This is a genomic window from Rhizobium sp. BK312 (assembly GCF_014193605.1).
Taxonomy (GTDB): domain Bacteria; phylum Pseudomonadota; class Alphaproteobacteria; order Rhizobiales; family Rhizobiaceae; genus Rhizobium.
Map to the genome: position 1 here is coordinate 21,750 of NZ_JACHZP010000010.1, position 19,506 is coordinate 41,255.

Annotated in this window: 12 protein-coding genes; 11 read left to right on the top strand and 1 reads right to left on the bottom strand. The window is 61.4% G+C overall.

All coding sequences use genetic code 11. From position 1 onward, the window contains the following. Positions 1–45 precede the first annotated feature (45 nt). Positions 46–1,656, bottom strand: coding sequence for a phosphoenolpyruvate carboxykinase (locus FHT85_RS24890; RefSeq protein ID WP_112400228.1), 1,611 nt, complete (start codon positions 1,654–1,656; stop codon positions 46–48). A gap of 350 nt (positions 1,657–2,006) precedes the next feature. On the opposite strand from FHT85_RS24890, the gene FHT85_RS24895 reads away from it, so the two are divergent. The 11 genes from FHT85_RS24895 (at position 2,007) to addA (ending at position 19,464) form a co-directional block, all read left to right on the top strand. After that, entirely contained in the window at positions 2,007–2,738 is a 732-nt protein-coding gene (locus tag FHT85_RS24895) for a response regulator transcription factor (protein WP_197923095.1), read from the top strand. A gap of 157 nt (positions 2,739–2,895) precedes the next feature. After that, positions 2,896–4,734: a sensor histidine kinase gene (locus tag FHT85_RS24900; RefSeq protein ID WP_112338578.1), complete on the top strand. Its 1,839-nt coding sequence runs from the start codon at positions 2,896–2,898 to the stop codon at positions 4,732–4,734. Between the two features lie 8 nt (positions 4,735–4,742). Continuing rightward, positions 4,743–5,195 (top strand): HPr kinase/phosphorylase, encoded by a 453-nt coding sequence (locus tag FHT85_RS24905; protein ID WP_112410460.1) that lies wholly within the window; start codon positions 4,743–4,745, stop codon positions 5,193–5,195. Between the two features lie 152 nt (positions 5,196–5,347). Further along, positions 5,348–5,749 carry a PTS sugar transporter subunit IIA gene (locus FHT85_RS24910; RefSeq protein WP_015338202.1) on the top strand — a complete coding sequence of 134 codons (402 nt, stop codon included), beginning with the start codon at positions 5,348–5,350 and terminating at the stop codon, positions 5,747–5,749. A gap of 19 nt (positions 5,750–5,768) precedes the next feature. Further along, entirely contained in the window at positions 5,769–6,044 is a 276-nt protein-coding gene (locus FHT85_RS24915) for an HPr family phosphocarrier protein (protein WP_015338201.1), read from the top strand. 177 nt (positions 6,045–6,221) lie between these two features. Beyond that, positions 6,222–7,622, top strand: coding sequence for an adenosylhomocysteinase (ahcY, locus tag FHT85_RS24920; protein WP_112338580.1), 1,401 nt, complete (start codon positions 6,222–6,224; stop codon positions 7,620–7,622). Between the two features lie 204 nt (positions 7,623–7,826). Then, positions 7,827–10,397, top strand: coding sequence for a PAS domain-containing sensor histidine kinase (locus tag FHT85_RS24925; protein ID WP_112410461.1), 2,571 nt, complete (start codon positions 7,827–7,829; stop codon positions 10,395–10,397). Further along, positions 10,394–11,905, top strand: coding sequence for a tRNA (adenosine(37)-N6)-threonylcarbamoyltransferase complex ATPase subunit type 1 TsaE (tsaE, locus tag FHT85_RS24930; protein WP_112338582.1), 1,512 nt, complete (start codon positions 10,394–10,396; stop codon positions 11,903–11,905). The genes FHT85_RS24925 and tsaE overlap by 4 nt, the downstream gene beginning before the upstream one ends. Positions 11,906–11,977: 72 nt before the next feature. Further along, a complete protein-coding gene (locus FHT85_RS24935; RefSeq protein ID WP_112410462.1) occupies positions 11,978–12,709 on the top strand; it encodes a nucleotidyltransferase family protein in 732 nt (243 codons plus the stop codon). A gap of 4 nt (positions 12,710–12,713) precedes the next feature. Then, a complete protein-coding gene (addB, locus tag FHT85_RS24940) occupies positions 12,714–15,905 on the top strand; it encodes a double-strand break repair protein AddB (protein ID WP_112410463.1) in 3,192 nt (1,063 codons plus the stop codon). Then, the gene (gene addA / locus FHT85_RS24945) at positions 15,898–19,464 is read left to right on the top strand and encodes a double-strand break repair helicase AddA (RefSeq protein WP_112410464.1); all 3,567 of its coding nucleotides are present in this window, start codon (positions 15,898–15,900) and stop codon (positions 19,462–19,464) included. The genes addB and addA overlap by 8 nt, the downstream gene beginning before the upstream one ends. The last annotated feature ends 42 nt before the right edge of the window (positions 19,465–19,506 follow it).

A 19,506-nucleotide genomic window follows, 5' to 3' on the forward strand; every position in this document is an offset into this window, starting at 1 on the left:
GAACTGGCCGCCGGGTTTCACGTGAGTCATTCCCGTTCTGGATGTTTATTCTGCTGCAACGCGGATTCCCGGTGCCGCATCGCGGACGTTGCCGTCCACATGATCCTCGAACTTGGCGAAGTTGGTGACGAACATCTGCACCAGCTTCTTGGCCTGCGCATCATAGGCTTCGCCGTCGGCCCAGGTGGAGCGTGGGTCTAGAATGGCCGTGTCGACACCTTCGACGGCCACCGGAACCGCAAAGCCGAAATTCGCATCGATGCGGAATTCGACATTGTCGAGATCGCCCTTGAGAGCGGCCGCCAACAGCGCGCGCGTCGCCTTGATCGGCATACGGCGTCCCGTGCCGTAAGCGCCACCGGTCCAGCCGGTGTTGACCAGCCAGCAACGAGCGCCGTGGCGGGCGATCAGCTCCTTGAGGAGATTGCCGTATTCGGCCGGATGGCGCGGCATGAAGGGAGCGCCGAAGCAGGTCGAGAAGGTCGCTTCCGGCTCGACGACGCCCTTTTCCGTGCCGGCGACCTTGGCGGTGTAGCCGGACAGGAAGTGGTACATCGCCTGATCCGGTGTCAGCTTGGCGATCGGCGGCATGACGCCGAAAGCGTCCGCCGTCAGCATGATGATCGTCTCGGGATGACCGGTGATACCTGATTCCGAGGCATTCGGGATGAAATGCAGCGGGTAGGCGCTGCGGGTGTTTTCCGTCAGCGAGCCATCGTCGAGATCCGGGCGGCCATGCTCGTCGAGCACGACGTTTTCCAAGACGGTGCCGAAACGGCGCGTAGTGGCATAGATTTCCGGCTCGGCTTCTGCCGAAAGGCGGATGGTCTTGGCATAGCAGCCGCCTTCGAAGTTGAAGATGCCGTTTTCGCCCCAGCCGTGCTCGTCGTCGCCAATCAGCGTACGGGTGGGATCAGCCGATAGCGTTGTCTTGCCCGTGCCCGACAGGCCGAAGAAGATCGCGGCATCGCCTTCAGGGCCGACATTGGCCGAGCAGTGCATCGGCATGACGCCGCGCTCGGGCAGCATGTAGTTCAGCGCCGTGAATACCGATTTCTTCATCTCGCCGGCATAGGAGGTGCCGCCGATCAGGACGATGCCATTGACGAAATCGCAGGCGATCACTGTTTCGGTGCGGCAGCCATGGCGCTCCGGATCGGCGCGGAAGCTTGGCAGGTCGATGATCGTCAGCTGCGGTACGAAGCTTTCGAGCTCAGAGCGATCTGGGCGGATCAACAGGTTGCGGATGAACAGCGAATGCCAGGCGAATTCGGTGATGACGCGCGTCGGCAAGGCGTATTCGGCATCGGCACCGCCGATCAGATCCTGCACGAACAGGTCCTTGCCGCGAGCATGGGCCAGCATGTCCTCGTGCAGCAGCGCGAAATGCTCCGGCGACATCGGCTTGTTGTTGTCCCACCAGATCTGGTCTTCGGTGGTGGCGTTGCGCACCACGAACTTGTCCTTCGGCGAACGGCCGGTGTGCTGGCCGGTCAAGGCCCTGAGTGCGCCATCGGCGGTCAGATCGGCCTCACGACGGCGAATCGCCTCTTCGTAAAGATGGGCTTCCATGAGGTTGTAACGCACACTGGCGGCGGCTCCCAGGCCGATCGATCCCAGTTCAGTCGCGGGATTGCGGACGCCGAATTGCTCCATCACTTTTTCCTCTACAAGGGGCTTGGCCGTTAGAATTATCTAAAGCGTAGAGAGGTCTTTTTAAAAGCACAAGAGCCTGCCGTGAGAAATATTTAATGATATCAGTTATTTAATCGATTTAAATAAATTTCCATAATTTTAAATCGTTTGAATAGCAGGCTACGGGACGTTACGTTACACAACCCTTGCGCAAGGGTTTTTCTCCGCAACAATCCTCCCCTTTATCTTTGCCACAATTTGTTCCACCTTTATCCCCATAAGCGCGCCAGGTTACCGCCGACCGAGCTGGCAGACCGCCTGGGCTGGATTCCAAATCCGGGAGACGCGCACTGATGACGGAGACGAACACCATGTTGACAATCGCGCTCGTTGACGACGACCGCAATATCCTGACTTCCGTTTCGATTGCCTTGGAAGCAGAGGGATATAAGGTAGAGACCTACACGGACGGAGCCTCGGCGCTGGACGGCCTGCTTGCCCGGCCGCCGCAACTGGCGATCTTCGATATCAAGATGCCCCGCATGGATGGCATGGAACTTCTGCGCCGCCTGCGCCAGAAATCCGATATACCAGTGATTTTCCTGACCTCGAAGGACGAGGAAATCGACGAACTCTTCGGCTTGAAGATGGGCGCCGACGACTTCATCACCAAGCCGTTCTCGCAGCGTCTGCTGGTAGAACGCGTCAAGGCCGTTCTCCGCCGTGCCTCCGCTCGCGAAGCCGCAAATGCTGCCGGCGGCGCAGCGGCCGCCAAGCCGGGTGCTGCGCAGCAGGCCCGCTCGCTGGAACGCGGACAGCTCGTCATGGACCAGGAACGCCATACCTGCACCTGGAAGGGCGAGCCGGTCACGCTCACCGTCACCGAATTCCTCATCCTGCACTCGCTTGCCCAGCGCCCCGGCGTGGTCAAGAGCCGCGACGCGCTGATGGATGCGGCCTATGACGAGCAGGTCTATGTCGACGACCGCACGATCGACAGCCACATCAAGCGGCTGCGCAAGAAATTCAAGATGGTCGACCTCGATTTTGATATGATCGAGACGCTGTATGGCGTCGGCTACCGTTTCCGCGAAGCCGCCTAGAGCCGGATGATTTAGGTCGAAACGACCTAAAACCTAAAATATGAATCCGCTCTAGAATCAAAGAATGGAGCATGATGTAGTCGGAAAACGGCTTACACTTTTCGGCATCATGCTCGGATAGTTAACTGGACCATGCGGCGGACGATGGAATAAGAGCATGCGGACGGGGTTGCGAATCCCGTTCTTCGAAAGGGCCGTAGGCTTGGCACAGCTGGTGCAGGACAGGGATATAGACGACTCGGAAAGCCCGAGCGGCGCTCGGATCGCGCGCCGGCGCTGGACTCATCCCTTCGTGCTGATCCGCCGGATCTTCGGCAATGCTGTCTTTTCGAGCCTGACGCGGCGCATCCTGTTCTTCAATCTGGCCGCCCTCGTCGTTCTGGTCGGCGGCATTCTCTATCTCAACCAGTTCCGCGAAGGCCTGATCGATGCCCGCGTCGAGAGCCTCTTGACGCAGGGCGAGATCATCGCCGGTGCCGTCTCGGCGTCGGCATCGGTCGATACCAACTCCATCACCATCGATCCGCAGAAGCTGCTGGAGCTGCAGGCCGGCCAGAGCATCACGCCCGTTCCGAACGATGAGGATCTCGAATTCCCGATCGATCCGGAAAAGGTGGCGCCGGTACTGACGCGGCTGATCTCGCCGACGCGCACCCGCGCCCGCATCTTCGATGCCGATGCCAACTTGCTGCTCGACAGCCGCCATCTTTATTCGCGCGGCCAGGTGCTGCGCTACGACCTGCCCCCCGTCGACGACGAGAAGCAGAGCTGGTCCGACTGGTTCAGCGGGTTGCTCAACAAGATGCTGCAGCCGGGTAATCTGCCTGTCTATAAGGAAGCGCCCGGTGGCGACGGTTCGATCTATCCGGAAGTCATGAATGCGCTGACCGGCGTGCGCGGCGCTGTGGTCCGCACCACGGAGAAGGGCGAGCTGATCGTTTCGGTCGCCGTGCCGATCCAGCGCTTCCGCGCCGTGCTCGGCGTCTTGCTACTCTCGACCCAGGCCGGCGACATCGACAAGATCGTTCATGCCGAGCGTCTCGCGATCATGCGCGTCTTCGGCGTCGCGACGCTGGTCAACGTCGTGCTGTCGCTGCTTTTATCCTCCACCATCGCCAATCCGCTGCGCCGGCTTTCGGCTGCGGCTATCCGCGTGCGGCGCGGCGGGGCAAAGGAGCGCGAGGAAATCCCTGACTTTTCCGCCCGCCAGGACGAGATCGGCAACCTGTCGATCGCATTGCGCGACATGACATCGGCGCTCTATGATCGCATCGATGCCATCGAGAGTTTCGCAGCCGACGTCAGCCACGAGCTGAAAAACCCGTTGACGTCGCTGCGCAGCGCTGTCGAAACGCTGCCGCTCGCCAAGAGCGATGATTCGAAGAAGCGGCTGATGGACGTGATCCAGCACGACGTTCGCCGCCTCGACCGCCTGATCAGCGATATCTCCGATGCATCGCGCCTTGACGCCGAACTTGCGCGCCCGGATGCGAAGTCGCTCGATCTGGAAGTACTGCTGCGCGACATGATCGATATTTCCAGACAAGTCGGACACAGCAAGAAGGCCGTCGAAATCGAATATGTCGTCGACCGCAAGCCGGGCAACAAGACGAATTTCTCCGTCGAGGGTCACGACCTGCGCATCGGTCAGATCGTCACCAATCTCATCGAAAACGCACGATCCTTCGTCCCGGCGGAAACCGGTAAGATCACCGTGCGGCTGACGCGGACGCGGACGCGTTGCGTCATCTATATCGAAGATAACGGTCCCGGCATTCAGGCCGAAAATATCGACCGCATCTTCGAACGCTTCTATACCGACCGGCCCGAATCCGAAGGTTTCGGGCAGAATTCCGGTCTCGGCCTTTCGATCAGCCGGCAGATCGCCGAAGCGCATGGCGGCTCGCTACGCGCCGAGAATATCGTCGACAGCGATGGCTCGACGCTGCTCGGGGCACGGTTCATCCTGTCGCTTCCCGCCCAGACGCAGGCGTGAGCGCTCGCATGACCGGCGAAGCGACCAATATCCACGCCACGGCGATTGTCATCGGCAGGACCGGGCTCCTGTTTCTCGGCCCCTCGGGCAGCGGCAAATCCGCCCTCGCCTTTTCGTGCCTTGCCGCTGCCAAACCGCTCGGACTGACTGCAAGCCTTGTTGCCGACGACCGGGTGCTGATCAGCGAGCAAAGTGGCTCCGTGATTGCGAAATGCCCGCCCTCGATCGAAGGGCTCATGGAAATCCGCTATACCGGCATCGTCCGGATGCCTTGCATTTCAGAAGGCGAAATGCACTTCGCTGTCCGCCCCGTCGATCCGGCCACCGCGGAAAGGATGCCGCCGGAAGACGAGCAGGTCGATATAACCCGCTCCATCCGGTTGCCCGTGATCCGCCTGGCCGCAACCTCCGCGAATCCGCTGGCCGTAATAATAGCGAAAATCGGCGCGAGTTTCGGCTAATCGGCCATTTAGGCCCGAGCAGGCATGCAAATCCTATATTTTAAGCTTGCACTTCGCCTTTTCATCGCCAAGATGTCCCCCCACCGGTGGACGACATTGCTGCATTGCGATATTGGCCACCTGTTTGCGTATGCCATGGGAGCAGTAATATCATGATTGGACTTGTGCTTGTCACTCATGGCAAGCTGGCTGAAGAGTTTCGGCATGCCGTCGAGCATGTCGTTGGTCCGCAGAAGTTCATAGAGACGGTATGCATCGGTCCCGAAGACGACATGGACAAGCGGCGGCAGGACATTCTGCAAGCCGTTGCCGGCGCCGATGACGGGCATGGCGTCATCATCCTCACCGACATGTTCGGCGGCACTCCTTCCAATCTCGCAATCTCCGTCATGAATAGCGGCCATACCGAGGTCATCGCCGGCGTCAATTTGCCGATGCTGATCAAGCTCGCGGGCGTACGCGGCGACAACAACATGGAAAGGGCCCTGGTGGAAGCTTCGGAGGCCGGGCGCAAATATATCAACGTGGCCAGCCGTGTGCTCAGTGGCAAATAACGAGGCAAACACCGCTCCCATGACCGAGCTTTCCCGGGAACTCCTGATCATCAACAAGCGGGGCCTGCATGCCCGTGCCTCCGCGAAATTCGTCCAGACTGTCGAAGCCTACGACGCCGTGATCACCGTTTCAAAAGACGGCACCACGGTCGGCGGAACTTCGATCATGGGCCTGATGATGCTGGCGGCCAGCCCGGGCTGCAGCGTGCTTGTCGCGGCAAGCGGCAACCAGGCAGCCGAAGCGCTCGAGGCACTCGACCAACTGGTCGCCAACAAGTTTGGCGAGGAAATGTAGGCTTTTCCGCCTGCTATCGCGGATATAAAGACATAAAGACTTCTTTATATCATTATTGATTTCCACCCTGAAGCCTGCTACACGGCATCATCCACACGCTGTCAGCGTGCAATTCTTGTTGCATTCGGCCGAGGCGTCTGCCCGCGGCGCGATGCATCGTTCAGGCTGGAGACCTTCATGAGCACTGAAAAGGACTACATCGTCGCGGATATCGGCCTTGCCGACTTCGGCCGCAAGGAAATCACGATCGCCGAAACCGAGATGCCGGGCCTGATGGCCTGCCGCGCCGAATTCGGCGAAGCGCAGCCGCTGAAGGGCGCCCGCATCACCGGCTCCCTGCACATGACGATTCAAACAGCCGTTCTCATCGAGACGCTGGTGGCACTCGGCGCTCAGGTGCGCTGGGCTTCCTGCAACATCTTCTCGACGCAGGACCATGCCGCCGCCGCAATCGCCGCATCCGGCGTTCCGGTCTTCGCCGTCAAGGGCGAGAGCCTCGAAGATTATTGGATCTATACCGACAAGATCTTCCAGTGGGCCGATGGCGGTCTTTCCAACATGATCCTCGACGATGGCGGCGATGCCACCATGTACATCCTGCTCGGCGCCCGCGCCGAAGCCGGTGAGGACGTGCTCTCCAACCCGCATTCGGAAGAAGAAGAAATCCTCTTCGCGCAGATCAAGAAGCGCCTTCAGGCAACGCCTGGCTGGTTCACCAAGCAGCGCGATGCCATCAAGGGCGTAACGGAAGAAACCACCACGGGCGTCAACCGCCTCTACCAGCTCAGCCAAAAGGGCCTTCTGCCCTTCCCGGCCATCAACGTCAACGACAGCGTCACCAAGTCGAAGTTCGACAACAAGTACGGCTGCAAGGAATCGCTGGTCGACGGTATCCGCCGTGCCACCGACGTCATGATGGCCGGCAAGGTCGCCGTCGTCTGCGGCTATGGCGATGTCGGCAAGGGTTCTGCCGCTTCGCTCTCCGGGGCCGGCGCTCGCGTCAAGGTCACGGAAGTCGACCCGATCTGCGCACTGCAGGCTGCCATGGACGGCTATGAAGTCGTTCAGCTCGAGGACGTCGTTTCCTCGGCCGACATCTTCATCACCACGACCGGCAACAAGGACGTCATCCGCATCGACCACATGCGTGCGATGAAGGACATGGCGATCGTCGGCAACATCGGCCACTTCGACAACGAAATCCAGGTTGCCGCGTTGCGGAACCAGAAATGGACGAACATCAAGCCGCAGGTCGACATGGTCGAATTCTCCAAGGGCAACCGCATCATCCTGCTGTCGGAAGGCCGTCTCCTGAATCTCGGCAACGCCACCGGTCACCCGTCCTTCGTGATGTCGGCTTCCTTCACCAACCAGACGCTGGCGCAGATCGAGCTCTTCACCAAGCCCGGCCAGTACAAGAACGAAGTCTACGTTCTGCCGAAGCACCTCGATGAGAAGGTTGCCCGCCTGCATCTTGCCAAGCTTGGCGTGAAGCTGACGGAGCTTTCGGAAGAGCAGGCTTCGTATATCGGCGTCACGCCGAAGGGCCCGTTCAAGTCTGACCACTACAGATACTGATTATTAAGACAGTATCCACAACATCTTGTGGCCCTGGCATTGACAAATGCCGGGGCTTATTTTTTAGCCAGCTCCCTTCCCCCAGATTCTCCTAGGCAGTATTGTTTTTACACTTGATTCGTGACGAACCGGGCGTGCCCGGAGCCATGAAAATGGGATGTCTTGTCAGGATGCGGCACATTATGGGACGGAGACAGACCTCTTATGATTGAAGGGGAAGACAACCTGCATCGGCCAGCGTTACGCCGAGCGGCAGCGCTGTTGCTGCGGGGCGGGGCACATCGGCTCCCGACGGGCGCGAAGCAGGGCAAGGGCCGGCTCGCTCGCCTGAGCCGATTGTTGAGGCTCAGCGTTTTCGGCGGCCTGTTGACCGGACCCGTTCTTGCACAGGGCAATGACGCTGCTCAGACGAGCATGCGCCTCTTCACCTCGTCGGAAATGGCCGTCTTCTCCGTCATCATCGGCGTGATTTCCGCCGCACTCCTGTCGACCATGTGGATGGTTCGGCAGCGCGGCAATATGGAAAGCGAAAGCCGCGAGATCCGCACGGCCCTTTCGGATGCCAATCAGCGTATTTCCCAGTATCAGGCTTTGATTGCCGACAAGAACCGCCGGATCGTCATCTGGGATGGCCAGAATGCCCGGCCGGAACTGCTCGGCCAGCTGCCGGTCGAGACGGGCGCGCCGCAGGACAATGAATTCCTCGCCTTCGGGCGCTGGCTGAGATCATGGTCGGCTGGCGAACTCGACAAGGCAATCGACAAGCTGCGCGGCAGCGGTCAGAGCTTCGATATGGTAGTCGAAACCAACCGCGACGAAATCCTGGAAGCGCAGGGTCGCATTTCCGGCGGGCGAGCTTTCGTCCGCTTCATCGCTCTCAACAATCTGCGTGCCGAACTCGCCGAGCTGAAGATCGAGCGCGATCGGCTGATGACCTCGATCTCCGCATTTCAGAATCTGCTCGATGCCATCGACCTGCCGGTCTGGCAGCGCGACGCGGAAGGCAAGCTCACCTGGGTCAATCAGGCCTATGGCGAGGCCGTGGAAGCGGTTTCGACCGATGAAGCGGTGCGCGAGGGGCGGGAATTCCTGACGACCGTGGCTCGCGAACGCATTCGCGCGGCCGCCACGCCGGAGTCGCCATTCCACGACAAGATTTCGACCGTCGTACACGGCAACCGAACCTTCTTCGACGTTATCGACGTCAAATCGCCAAACGGCTCGGCCGGCATTGCGATCGATGTTTCCGAAGCAGAAGCGGTTCGCGCCGAGCTGGCCCGTACGCTGAAGAGCCACGCCGAGACCCTCGACCATCTGGCGACGCCGGTTGCGATTTTCGATGGCGACAGGCGGCTGCAATTCTACAATCAGGCTTTCGTCCAGCTGTGGGAACTCGATATTGCTTTCCTCGAGAAACGACCCGACAACGGCGAGCTCCTGGACAGGCTGCGCGGCGCCAAGAAGCTGCCGGAACAGCTGAACTGGAAGACCTGGAAGGACGACGTCCTTTCGGTCTATCGTGCGCTCGATACGCAAACGGATCTCTGGCATCTGCCAAACGGCCAGATTCTCAAGGTTTTCGCGACCGCGCATCCGCAGGGTGGCGCCACGTGGGTCTTCGAGAACCTGACCGAGCAGGTCGATCTTGAAACGCGCTACAACACGCTGGTCAAGGTCCAGGGCGAAACCATCGATCACCTCTCGGAAGGCGTCGCCGTTTTCGGCCCCGATGGTCGCATTCGGCTCTCGAACCCCGCCTTTCGCATTCTCTGGAACATTACCGAGGCACAGGCCAAGCCCGGCACGCATATCCAGGCTCTGGCGGAGGCATGCTCGCCTTCCTACGACCGGCCGGATGGCTGGAAGCGGTTTGCCGAACAGATCACAAGTTTCGACGACGAGCGGCCCTCATCGCAGGGCACATTGGAACTTTACTCCAATCTCGTGCTCGACTATGCCGTCATTCCGCTGCCGAATGCGCAGACCATGCTGACCTTCGTCAACAAGACCGACAGCGTTCGCGCCGAGCGCGCCCTGACCGAAAAGAATGAAGCGCTGCTGAAGGCCGACGAGCTAAAGAACGATTTCGTCCAGCATGTCTCCTACGAGCTGCGTTCGCCGCTGACCAACATCATCGGCTTCACCGACCTCCTGAAGACGCCGGGCATCGGCTCGCTGAACGATCGGCAAGCGGAATATATCGACCATATCTCGACCTCCTCTTCGGTGCTGCTGACACTGGTCAACGACATCCTCGACCTTGCGACGGTCGATGCCGGCATCATGCGCCTGAATTATTCCGAAATCGTGCTCAACGACCTGCTCGACGAAGTGTCGATGCAGATCGCAGATCGGCTTCAGGAAAGCGGCGTGATGCTTGAGATCACCGTGCCGGCGCATCTCGGCTCTATTGTCGCCGACCAGCAGCGACTGAAGCAGATCCTACTCAAACTTCTGACCAATGCCGCCAATTTCGCGCCTGAGGGATCAACGATCTCGCTGAAATGCGGACGCGAAGGCACGGATTTCGTCTTCTCGGTTGCCGACAAAGGTCCAGGCATCCCGGAGGATTTGATCAACGCGGTTTTCAACCGCTTCGCCTCCGGCGCCAAGGGCGGCAAGCGCAGCGGCGCCGGTCTCGGCCTTTCCATCGTCGAAAGCTTCGTCAGCCTGCATGAAGGCGAAGTTTCGATCGAAAGCCAGCCGGGCAAGGGAACGACGGTCACCTGCCGGATTCCTTCGGCCGAACTGCCCCACTCCGTCGCAGCAGAATGACAGCCTCAGAGAGCAGCATTTCCCTCTTCCTTGCAGATGACGCAGCCACGGCTCAGCTCGGCGAGGATCTGGCGCTGGCCCTGAAGGTCGGCGATTGTCTGGCGCTGTCAGGCGATCTCGGCGCTGGGAAATCATCCCTCGCCCGCGCGCTGTTGCGCGCAATGGCCGACGATCCGGAAATGGATGTGCCGAGCCCGACCTTTACTCTCGTGCAATCCTACGAGCTGCGCGTCCCGGTCTCGCATTTCGATCTCTATCGTCTCGGCGACCCCAGCGAATTGACGGAGCTCGGCTTCGACGAAGCCTTGCAGACCGGCATCTGCCTTGTCGAGTGGCCCGAAATGGCCGAGGGCGAGCTGCCGAAGGAACGCATCGATCTCAAACTGACGCATGAGGGCGAAGGACGGCGCGCCGTCCTCACGGCACCGGACAAGCAGATGGCGCGCATTGAGCGCGTGCTTGCTATCCGCGCGTTTCTCGATTCGCACGGCTATCGCAGTGCCGCCAGACGTTTCCTCACCGGCGATGCCTCGCTGCGGGCCTACGAGTCCCTTTATCCTGCCGATGGCAGCGACCGCGTGATCCTGATGGACTGGCCGCGCCTGCCGGAAGGGCCGCCGGTTCTGGACGGCAAGCCCTATCCCAAGGTCGCGCATCTCGCCTGGGATACCTACCCCTTTGTGGCGATCGCCAATATTCTCAGCGAAAACGGCTTTGCCGCCCCCCAGATTTTCGCCGCCGACTACGATCTCGGCATTCTTCTGATCGAAGATCTCGGCACCGACGGCGTGCTCGATGAAGACGGCAAGCCGATTGCCGAGCGTTATCGGGCTAGCGTCGCCTGCCTTGCGCATCTGCACAGCCTTTCGATTCCCCACAATATTCCAGTCACGCCCAGCCACATCCATCACATTCCGGATTTCGACCGGACCGCGATGAAGATGGAAGCGCGGCTGCTTCTCGACTGGCATCTGCCCTGGAAGCGCGGCACGCCGGCAAGCGACGAGGAACGGGCCGACTACCTGGCGATCTGGGACAGACTAATCGACCAGCTCGACGACGTGGAAAAGAACCTGCTGCTGCGCGACATGCATTCGCCGAACATCATCTGGCGCGCGCATGAGCAGGGTATCAAGCGCGTCGGCATCATCGATTTCCAGGATGCGATGATCGGCCCGACCTCGTACGATGTCGCCTCGCTCGTGCAGGATGCGCGGGTGACGATCGAGCGCGATCTGCATGATCAGCTGATGGCTGACTATCTCGCACTTCGTCACGCCCAGGGCGGCTTCGACGAGGCGAAATTCCTGAAGAGCTGGGCGATCATGTCGGCACAGCGCAATTGCAAGCTTGCCGGCCTTTGGGTGCGGCTCTTACAGCGTGACGGCAAGCCGGGATATTTGAAGCATATGCCGCGCACGCTCGCCTATCTCGTCATCGCCTTCGAGCACGAAGCGCTCGCGCCTCTCAAGGAATGGTGTGAGAAGGCCGGGATTGGCCGGGCATAACAGCCAGAGACCCGCGACGGCTTTCCGGCCTTGTGCTATGGAAGAAGATATGAATCGAAAGTTCGAGACGAAATGACCATCAAGCAAGCCATGGTATTGGCCGCGGGGCTTGGAACCCGCATGCGACCAATCACCGACACCATTCCGAAGCCACTGGTGAAGATCGGCGGCAAGCCAATGATCGATTATACGCTGGATGCGTTGGTGCAGGCAGGTGTAGAGCGGGCCGTCGTCAATGTCCATCATCATGCCGACCAGATGGAAGCGCATCTTCGCGGGTATCGCGGCCTTGAAATCCTGATTTCCGACGAGCGGGACGCGCTGATGAACAATGGCGGTGGCATCGTCAAAGGCTTGAAGTTGCTGAGCCGCGACCTGATTTTCGTCATGAATGCCGATCTGTTCTGGATCGGCGAGAAGCCCGGCCATCCGAGCAATCTCGATCATTTAGCCGGATTCTACGACGAACAGCGTATGGATATGGCAATGCTCTGCGTCGAGCTGGAGCGGACCACGGGCCACAACGGCAAGAATGACTTCAGCATGGCTGACGATGGTCGGCTCACACGCTATCGCGACAACCCATATAACGGTGTCGTCTATGCCGGTGCCTTCGCCATGAAGCCATCCTTCCTCGATGATGCGCCTGATGATGCCTTCAACATCAACATCTATTTCGACAGGGCCATCACCAAGGGCCGGCTCTATGGCACCATGCTCGACGGCCACTGGCTGACCGTTGGCACGCCGGAGGCAGTCGGCGAGGCGGAGGAAACGATCCGGAATTTCCGGGCGTTTGCGTGAGCCTATGGCGGGCGGACACCGGCAGCGCATTCTGACGATTCCGGCAGGCCTGCCCTTCCTGAAAACGCTTGCGACAGCGCTCTGCGATGGCCGGCTGACCGAACATTTCCGTCATGATCCGAGCGACCCGCTGTCGCTCGCCAAGGTCAGCATCTTCCTGCCGACGCGACGCGCGGCGCGCGTGCTGCGCTCGGAATTCGTCGATCTGCTCGGCGGCCGCTCCGCCATTCTGCCCGTCATCCGCCCGCTCGGCGAAACCGATGACGACAGCGGCTATTTCGAAGAAGCACTGCCCGAAACGGCCGATCTGGCGCAGCCGCTTGCCAATACGGCACGGCTCTTGGAACTGGCGCGGCTGATCCTTGCCTGGCGCAACAAGCTGCCGCAGATCGTGCGCGACATTCACTCCGATTCGCCGCTGGTGGCGCCGGCAAGCCCGGCGGATGCCATCTGGCTCGCACGCAATCTCGCCGAACTCATCGATTCGCTGGAGACCGAGGACAGGGAATGGAGCGAGCTTGCCACTCTCAGCGCGGAGGATCATGCGCTCTGGTGGCAGCTAACGGCCGAATTCCTGGCGATCGCCAGCGCCTTCTGGCCGGCGCGCCTCGAAGAACTCGGCAAATCATCGCCCGCCCGCAACCGCAACGCCATTCTGCGCGCCGAAGCGCAGCGGATATCCACCATGCGGCACCCCGGCCCCGTCATCATTGCCGGCTCGACCGGCTCGGTGCCGGCAACGGCTGAGCTGATTGCGGCAGTCGCGGCCCTGCCGCAAGGTGTGATCGTGCTGCCCGGCCTCGATCTTGCGATGCCGGAAGAGGATTGGCAGCTCGTGGCGCCGGAAATCTCCATCGGCGAAAGAGCCGATCCGACGACGCGCAGCCATCCGCAATATGGTCTTTCACTGCTGTTGAAGCGATTGCAGGTCACGCGGCGCGATGTCGAACCCATAGCCAATGTGTCTGAAACCATGCAGATGCGGGCGCAGATCCTGTCGCGCGCGCTGGCGCCGGCCAAGGCGACGAGCGGCTGGGGAAGCTGGCGCAAGACGCTTTCTCCCGAGGCGATCCCGGATGCTTTCGCCGACGTCGCCCTCATCGAAGCTGCCAATGAGCGCGAAGAGGCGACCGCCATCGCCATCGCCTTGCGGCTAGCGCTGGAGAAACCGGGGCGCAACGGCGGCGAAAGCCAGGCGGCCTTGATTACCCCCGACCGCAATCTCGCCCGACGGGTAACAGCCGAGCTTGCCCGCTTCGGTATCACCGCCGACGATTCCGCCGGTACGCCGCTGAACGCCACGCCTCAGGGCACGCTGCTGCAATTGCTGCTGGAAGCATCCCTTCGCCCCGGCGATCCCGTTGCCGTCGTCGCGCTGCTGAAACATCCCCTCGCCTTGTTCGGCCTGCCTGCGGAGACACATCAACCTGCTGTCGATGCGCTGGAGATCCTGGCGCTCAGGGGCGGCGTCGACACCATCGACATCGGCAGGCTGGAAGCCCTGCTGGACGACCGCGTAGCGGAACAGGCCGATGACCGCCATGCGCCGCAATGGCGCAAAGCGCTGCCGCCCGAGGCCATCGAGCATGCGCGGGCGCTTGCCCAGCGAGTGACTGCAGCATGCGAGCCGCTGGTATCGGCGCTTTCCCTACCCGCATCAGAGGGTCTCCTCGCACTTTCGGATTGGGCGGAGCGTACCGGCCGCGCCCTGGAAGCCGCGGCCGTCGATGAGCGTGGCAGCCTGGGGGGCCTCTGGTCCGGCGAGGCGGGGGACACCCTGGCCGGGCTCCTTCGCGATGTCATCGAGACCGATGGCCAGCTGGAGGCCGACGGTGTGCAGTGGATCGATATCATGGCCGCGCTCTGCGTGGGGCAGGCGGTAAAGCCCCGCGCACTCAGCCATCCCCGCCTCTTCATCTTCGGTACGCTGGAAGCGCGCCTGCAGAGCGTCGATACGCTGATCCTCGGCGGGTTAAACGAAGGGTCCTGGCCGGGGCAGACGGCCAACAACCCCTTCATTTCGCGCAGCATGAAGACCGAGATCGGTCTGGAGCCACCGGAGCGCCGCATCGGTCAGCTTGCGCACGATTTCGAAATGGCGAACGGTACCCGCGATCTGATCTATTCCCGCGCCCTGCGCCAGGGTTCGACGCCGACGGTCGCGTCGCGCTGGCTGCAGCGGCTGATCGCGCTCGGCGGCAGGGAGTTGGAGGACGCGATGAAGGCCCGCGGCGACCAGTATCGCCATTGGGCCGCGATGATCGACGAGGGCGAAAATCAGGCCCCGGCGCTGCGCCCGGCACCAAAGCCGCCAGCGGAGCTGCAGCCGAAGAGCTATTCCTTCAGCGAGGTGGGGCGGCTGCGGCGCGATCCCTACTCGATCTACGCCCGGCGCGTGCTGCGGCTCGATCCGGTCGATGCGTTCAACCGCGATCCCGGCCCGGCCGAGCGCGGCACGCTCTACCACAAGATCATCGATCGCTTCGTCCGCGAAGGGCATGTGGCCGGCACGCCGGACGCGGCACTCGCCATGGATCACATCATCGCCGAGCTTTTCGATGCCGAGCGGCTTCCCGTTCATATCGACAGCGTCTGGCGGCCGCGGTTCCGCGAAGTGGCGCGCGCCTTCCTTGCCTGGGAAGCGGAACGGCGCCCCGAAGTGCGCAAAACGGCGACGGAAGTGCCCGCCGGCGTCGAGATCGAGCCGATCGGCATTCGGCTCACGGGCGTTGCCGACCGCATCGACATCAAGAGCGACAAGGGCGCGGATCTCATCGACTACAAGACCGGCTACAATCCCTCTCCGCCACAGGCGCGCGCGCTTCTCGATCCACAGCTGGCATTGGAAGCCTATGCGCTGAAGGCCGGCGCGTTCCGCAACATCGGCGCACTGATCCCCGAAAACCTGCTTTATGTCCGGCTGCGGCCCGGTGACCGCTTCAAGGTCGACCAGGTCAACAACGAGCATTCCAGCCGTGGCGGCAAGACGGAAACGAAGTCGGCTATGGATCTCGCGCAGGAATCGATGGACCAGCTGGTGAAATTCGTCTCGCTGCTGCAATCCGGCGAGAAGGGCTTTTCCTCGCGGCTGATTCCTGCTCAGCAGTTCGAGTATGGCGGCGACTATGATCACCTCGCCCGCGTTTCGGAATGGTCGACGGCGGAGACCGAGCAGGAAGGCGGCGGCGATGAGTGATTTTCCCGCCGACGATATCGCCATCCTGCCCGAGAGCGACGATCCCGGTGTGTGGATCAGCTGGACGACCATCCAGCAATCGATCGCCTCCGACCCCGAACGCTCGGCCTGGGTCTCGGCCAATGCCGGCTCCGGCAAGACCCATGTGCTGACGCAGCGCGTCATCCGCCTGCTTCTCGCAGGCGCACGCCCTTCGGCCATCCTCTGCCTCACCTATACCAAGGCGGCAGCGTCCGAAATGTCGAACCGTGTCTTCGATCGGCTTGCCGCCTGGGCGACGATGCCGGACGAGGAACTGAAGAAACGCATCGCCGATATCGAGGGCAAGGAGCCCGATCTCTTCAAGCTCGCCGAGGCGCGGCGGCTCTTTGCCAAGGCGCTGGAGACGCCCGGCGGATTGAAGATCCAGACCATCCATGCTTTCTGCGAGGCTTTGCTGCATCAGTTCCCGCTCGAGGCAAACGTCGCCGGGCACTTCTCCGTTCTCGATGATCGAGCGGCCGAAGTCCTGCTCGATGATGCACGCCGCGCGTTGCTGACGGCAACGACGCCGCATGGTGATGCCGAACTGGCGCGAGCTTTCGACTATATACTCGATCTCGGCGATGAATCCGGCCTTGAGACCCTACTGGGTGATATCGTCGCCAATCGCAATGCTATCCGACGCTTCACCGAAGCGGCCGAGCGCAAAGGCGGCATCGAGGCCGCGCTGCTTGCCCGGCTTGGCCTTTCGCCAGGCGAGACGGAAAGGAGCATTGCCGAGCAATACTGGCCGCTGCCGGGCCTCTCAGGCGCGACGCTGGAGCTTTATCTCAGGCTCGCAGACGAGAAGGGCGGCGCCAAGGCGCAGGAAATGGCCTACGCACTGCGCCTTGCCAAGCGCGAGGCAGATCCGATCGCACGCGCCGAAATCCTCGAAAAGGCCATGCTAACCGCCAAGGGCGAACCGAAGTCGGACAGCCAATTCTTCGTCAAGGCGATGCTTGCGGATACGCCGGCACTCGCGGATGCCGTCGCTGAAGCACGCGCCCATGTCATTGCCTGCCGCGACCGGCTGAAGCTGATGCGGATGTATCGCGCCACCCACGCGGCCCTCATTCTTGCCGATCGCCTGAACCGCGACTACGAGGAGCTGAAGAAGCGCCGCAGCCAGCTCGATTTCGAAGACCTCATCACCCGCACGGCCGATCTCTTGACCAAGAAGGATGTCGGGCCGTGGATTCACTATAAGCTCGATCAGGGCATCGACCACATTCTCGTGGACGAGGCGCAGGATACGAGCCCGATCCAGTGGAGCGTCATCCAATCGCTGGCCGAGGATTTCTTCTCCGGCGACAGCGCCCGGCCGACCCTGCGCACGATCTTTGCCGTCGGTGACGAGAAGCAATCGATCTATTCGTTCCAGGGCGCTCGTCCCGAACGCTTTTCCGAGGAAAGCGATCGCACGCGGCGGCGCGTGGCGGCGAGCGGCCAGCAATTCTCGTCGATTCGCCTGCCTCTCTCCTTCCGCTCGACGGCCGATGTGCTCGGCGCCGTCGACCATGTCTTTACGAGCCCGGAGAATGCCCGAGGACTCAGCGCCCTCAACGAGCCGGTGGTGCATCGCTCCAGCCGCATCGGCCATCCCGGCGCCGTCGATCTTTGGGAGATGATTGCACCGGAGCCGGCCGCCAGGGAAGAAGACTGGACCGCGCCTTTCGATTCGACACCGGAGAGTGCGCCGGCCGCCATCCTGGCGCGACGGATGGCGCATACGATCGGCAATCTTGTCGGTCGGGAAACGATCATCGAGAAGGGTAAAGCCCGTTTCATCGAGGCTGGCGACATTCTCGTGCTGGTGCGCAAGCGCGACAGCTTCGTCAATGCTCTGACCCGCGCCCTGAAGCGGCGTGGCAACATTCCTGTTGCCGGCGCCGATCGTCTGTTGCTGACGAGCCATATCGCCATTCAGGATCTTCTGGCGCTCGGCCGCTTCCTGCTGTTGCCGGAAGACGATCTTTCGCTTTGTGCGCTACTGAAGAGCCCATTGTTCGACCTTAGCGAAGAGGATGTCTTTGCCGTTGCCGCCTATCGCGACGACGAGGAAAGCGTCTGGAGCCACCTACAGAGATTTGCCGCAGATGGCCATGACCGCTTCAGTCAGGCGGTCGAGCGGCTGCGAACCTTCCTTGCTCTGTCGAAGAACCTTCCCGTTCATGATTTCTATGCGCGCGTGCTCGGCAGCTTTGGCGGCCGGCGGAAATTTCTGGCGCGGCTCGGCACCGAGGTTAGCGATATCCTCGACGAGTTCCTGACCTTCACGCTCGATCACGAGACGAGCGGCCTGCCCGGTCTGCAATCCTTCATCTCGACGCTGGAGCTGGAAGCACCGACGGTCAAGCGGGAGCAGGACAAGGGCCGCAACGAAGTCCGGATCATGACGGTGCATGCCTCGAAGGGGCTGGAAGCGCCGATCGTCTTTCTCGTCGATGGCGGCGGTAAGGCCTTCACCCATACGCACCTGCCGAAGCTGCGGCTGATCGAAACCGGCAGAGACGAAATCCCGCTGCCTGTCTGGGTGCCGGTCTCCGCGCTTGCCAATTCGCTGACGCAGGCCGATACCGCGCGGCTGCAGGCGCTGGCTGAAGAGGAATATCGACGGCTGCTCTATGTCGGCATGACCCGCGCCGCCGACCGCCTGATCATCTGCGGTTATCGCGGCATCCGCGAGAATGCCGATACCTGGCATGCGATGATTTCAGCTGCCCTGCGCGGCGATGAGCTGCACTGCACACAGAAGACCTTCACCGGCCCGGATGGCGACTGGGAGGGGTTGAGCTGGCGCGTCGCCCAAGTTCAGCTCGAATTCAAGGCCGCGAGAGAGCATGAAAAGCGTTCGGAACGGGCGGATTTGCCTGCAGGTCTGAGCCGGCCATTGCCGCCGCAGAAAAGCTTGCCGCGGCCGCTGAGCCCCTCCGGCGTCGGCACCGTCATCGATGAGGAAGCCGACGATCTGCTGGTGACTTCGGCGCTTTTCGGCGAGAAAGCCAAATCCGACCGCGCCTTGCAGAAGGGTCGCTTCATCCACCGTATGCTGCAGACCTTGCCTGAAATCGCGCCCGAAGAGCGCGCCGATGCCGCCCGACGCTACGCGGAGCGAGCCGCGCGCTTCTGGCCGCAGGCCGAGCAAGAGGCCCTGGTGAAGTCCGTCATGGCGCTGCTCTCCCATCCGGATCTGCAAGGCACCTTCAGCACTCATGCGCAGGCGGAAGTGTCGATCATGGGCACGCTGAAGCTCGCCAACCAGTCCTATGCCGTCTCCGGCCGTATCGACCGGCTGGCTGACCTGGACGATCGCGTCATCATTCTCGACTATAAGACGAATCGCGTACCTCCTGCCGAGGAAAGCGGCATCCCCTTCGCTCACAAAGCTCAGCTGGCCATCTACCGCGAGATTCTTTCGCCGCTTTATCCGGGAAAGCGCGTCGACTGCATGCTGGTCTATACCGAAAATGCCTCGATCTACACGCTGTCAGACAGGGCACTTGCATTGGCGCTTGCGGAGCTCGAGACAAAGTGAAATACCAGATATTGAAATATGGGCACCGCACCATCACATATC

Coding starts and splice junctions, on each gene's coding strand:
- FHT85_RS24890 (WP_112400228.1), bottom strand. CDS start 1,656: ATGGAGCAATTCGGCGTCCGCAATCCCGCGACTGAACTGGGATCGATC.
- FHT85_RS24895 (WP_197923095.1), top strand. CDS start 2,007: ATGTTGACAATCGCGCTCGTTGACGACGACCGCAATATCCTGACTTCC.
- FHT85_RS24900 (WP_112338578.1), top strand. CDS start 2,896: ATGCGGACGGGGTTGCGAATCCCGTTCTTCGAAAGGGCCGTAGGCTTG.
- FHT85_RS24905 (WP_112410460.1), top strand. CDS start 4,743: ATGACCGGCGAAGCGACCAATATCCACGCCACGGCGATTGTCATCGGC.
- FHT85_RS24910 (WP_015338202.1), top strand. CDS start 5,348: ATGATTGGACTTGTGCTTGTCACTCATGGCAAGCTGGCTGAAGAGTTT.
- FHT85_RS24915 (WP_015338201.1), top strand. CDS start 5,769: ATGACCGAGCTTTCCCGGGAACTCCTGATCATCAACAAGCGGGGCCTG.
- ahcY (WP_112338580.1), top strand. CDS start 6,222: ATGAGCACTGAAAAGGACTACATCGTCGCGGATATCGGCCTTGCCGAC.
- FHT85_RS24925 (WP_112410461.1), top strand. CDS start 7,827: ATGATTGAAGGGGAAGACAACCTGCATCGGCCAGCGTTACGCCGAGCG.
- tsaE (WP_112338582.1), top strand. CDS start 10,394: ATGACAGCCTCAGAGAGCAGCATTTCCCTCTTCCTTGCAGATGACGCA.
- FHT85_RS24935 (WP_112410462.1), top strand. CDS start 11,978: ATGACCATCAAGCAAGCCATGGTATTGGCCGCGGGGCTTGGAACCCGC.
- addB (WP_112410463.1), top strand. CDS start 12,714: ATGGCGGGCGGACACCGGCAGCGCATTCTGACGATTCCGGCAGGCCTG.
- addA (WP_112410464.1), top strand. CDS start 15,898: ATGAGTGATTTTCCCGCCGACGATATCGCCATCCTGCCCGAGAGCGAC.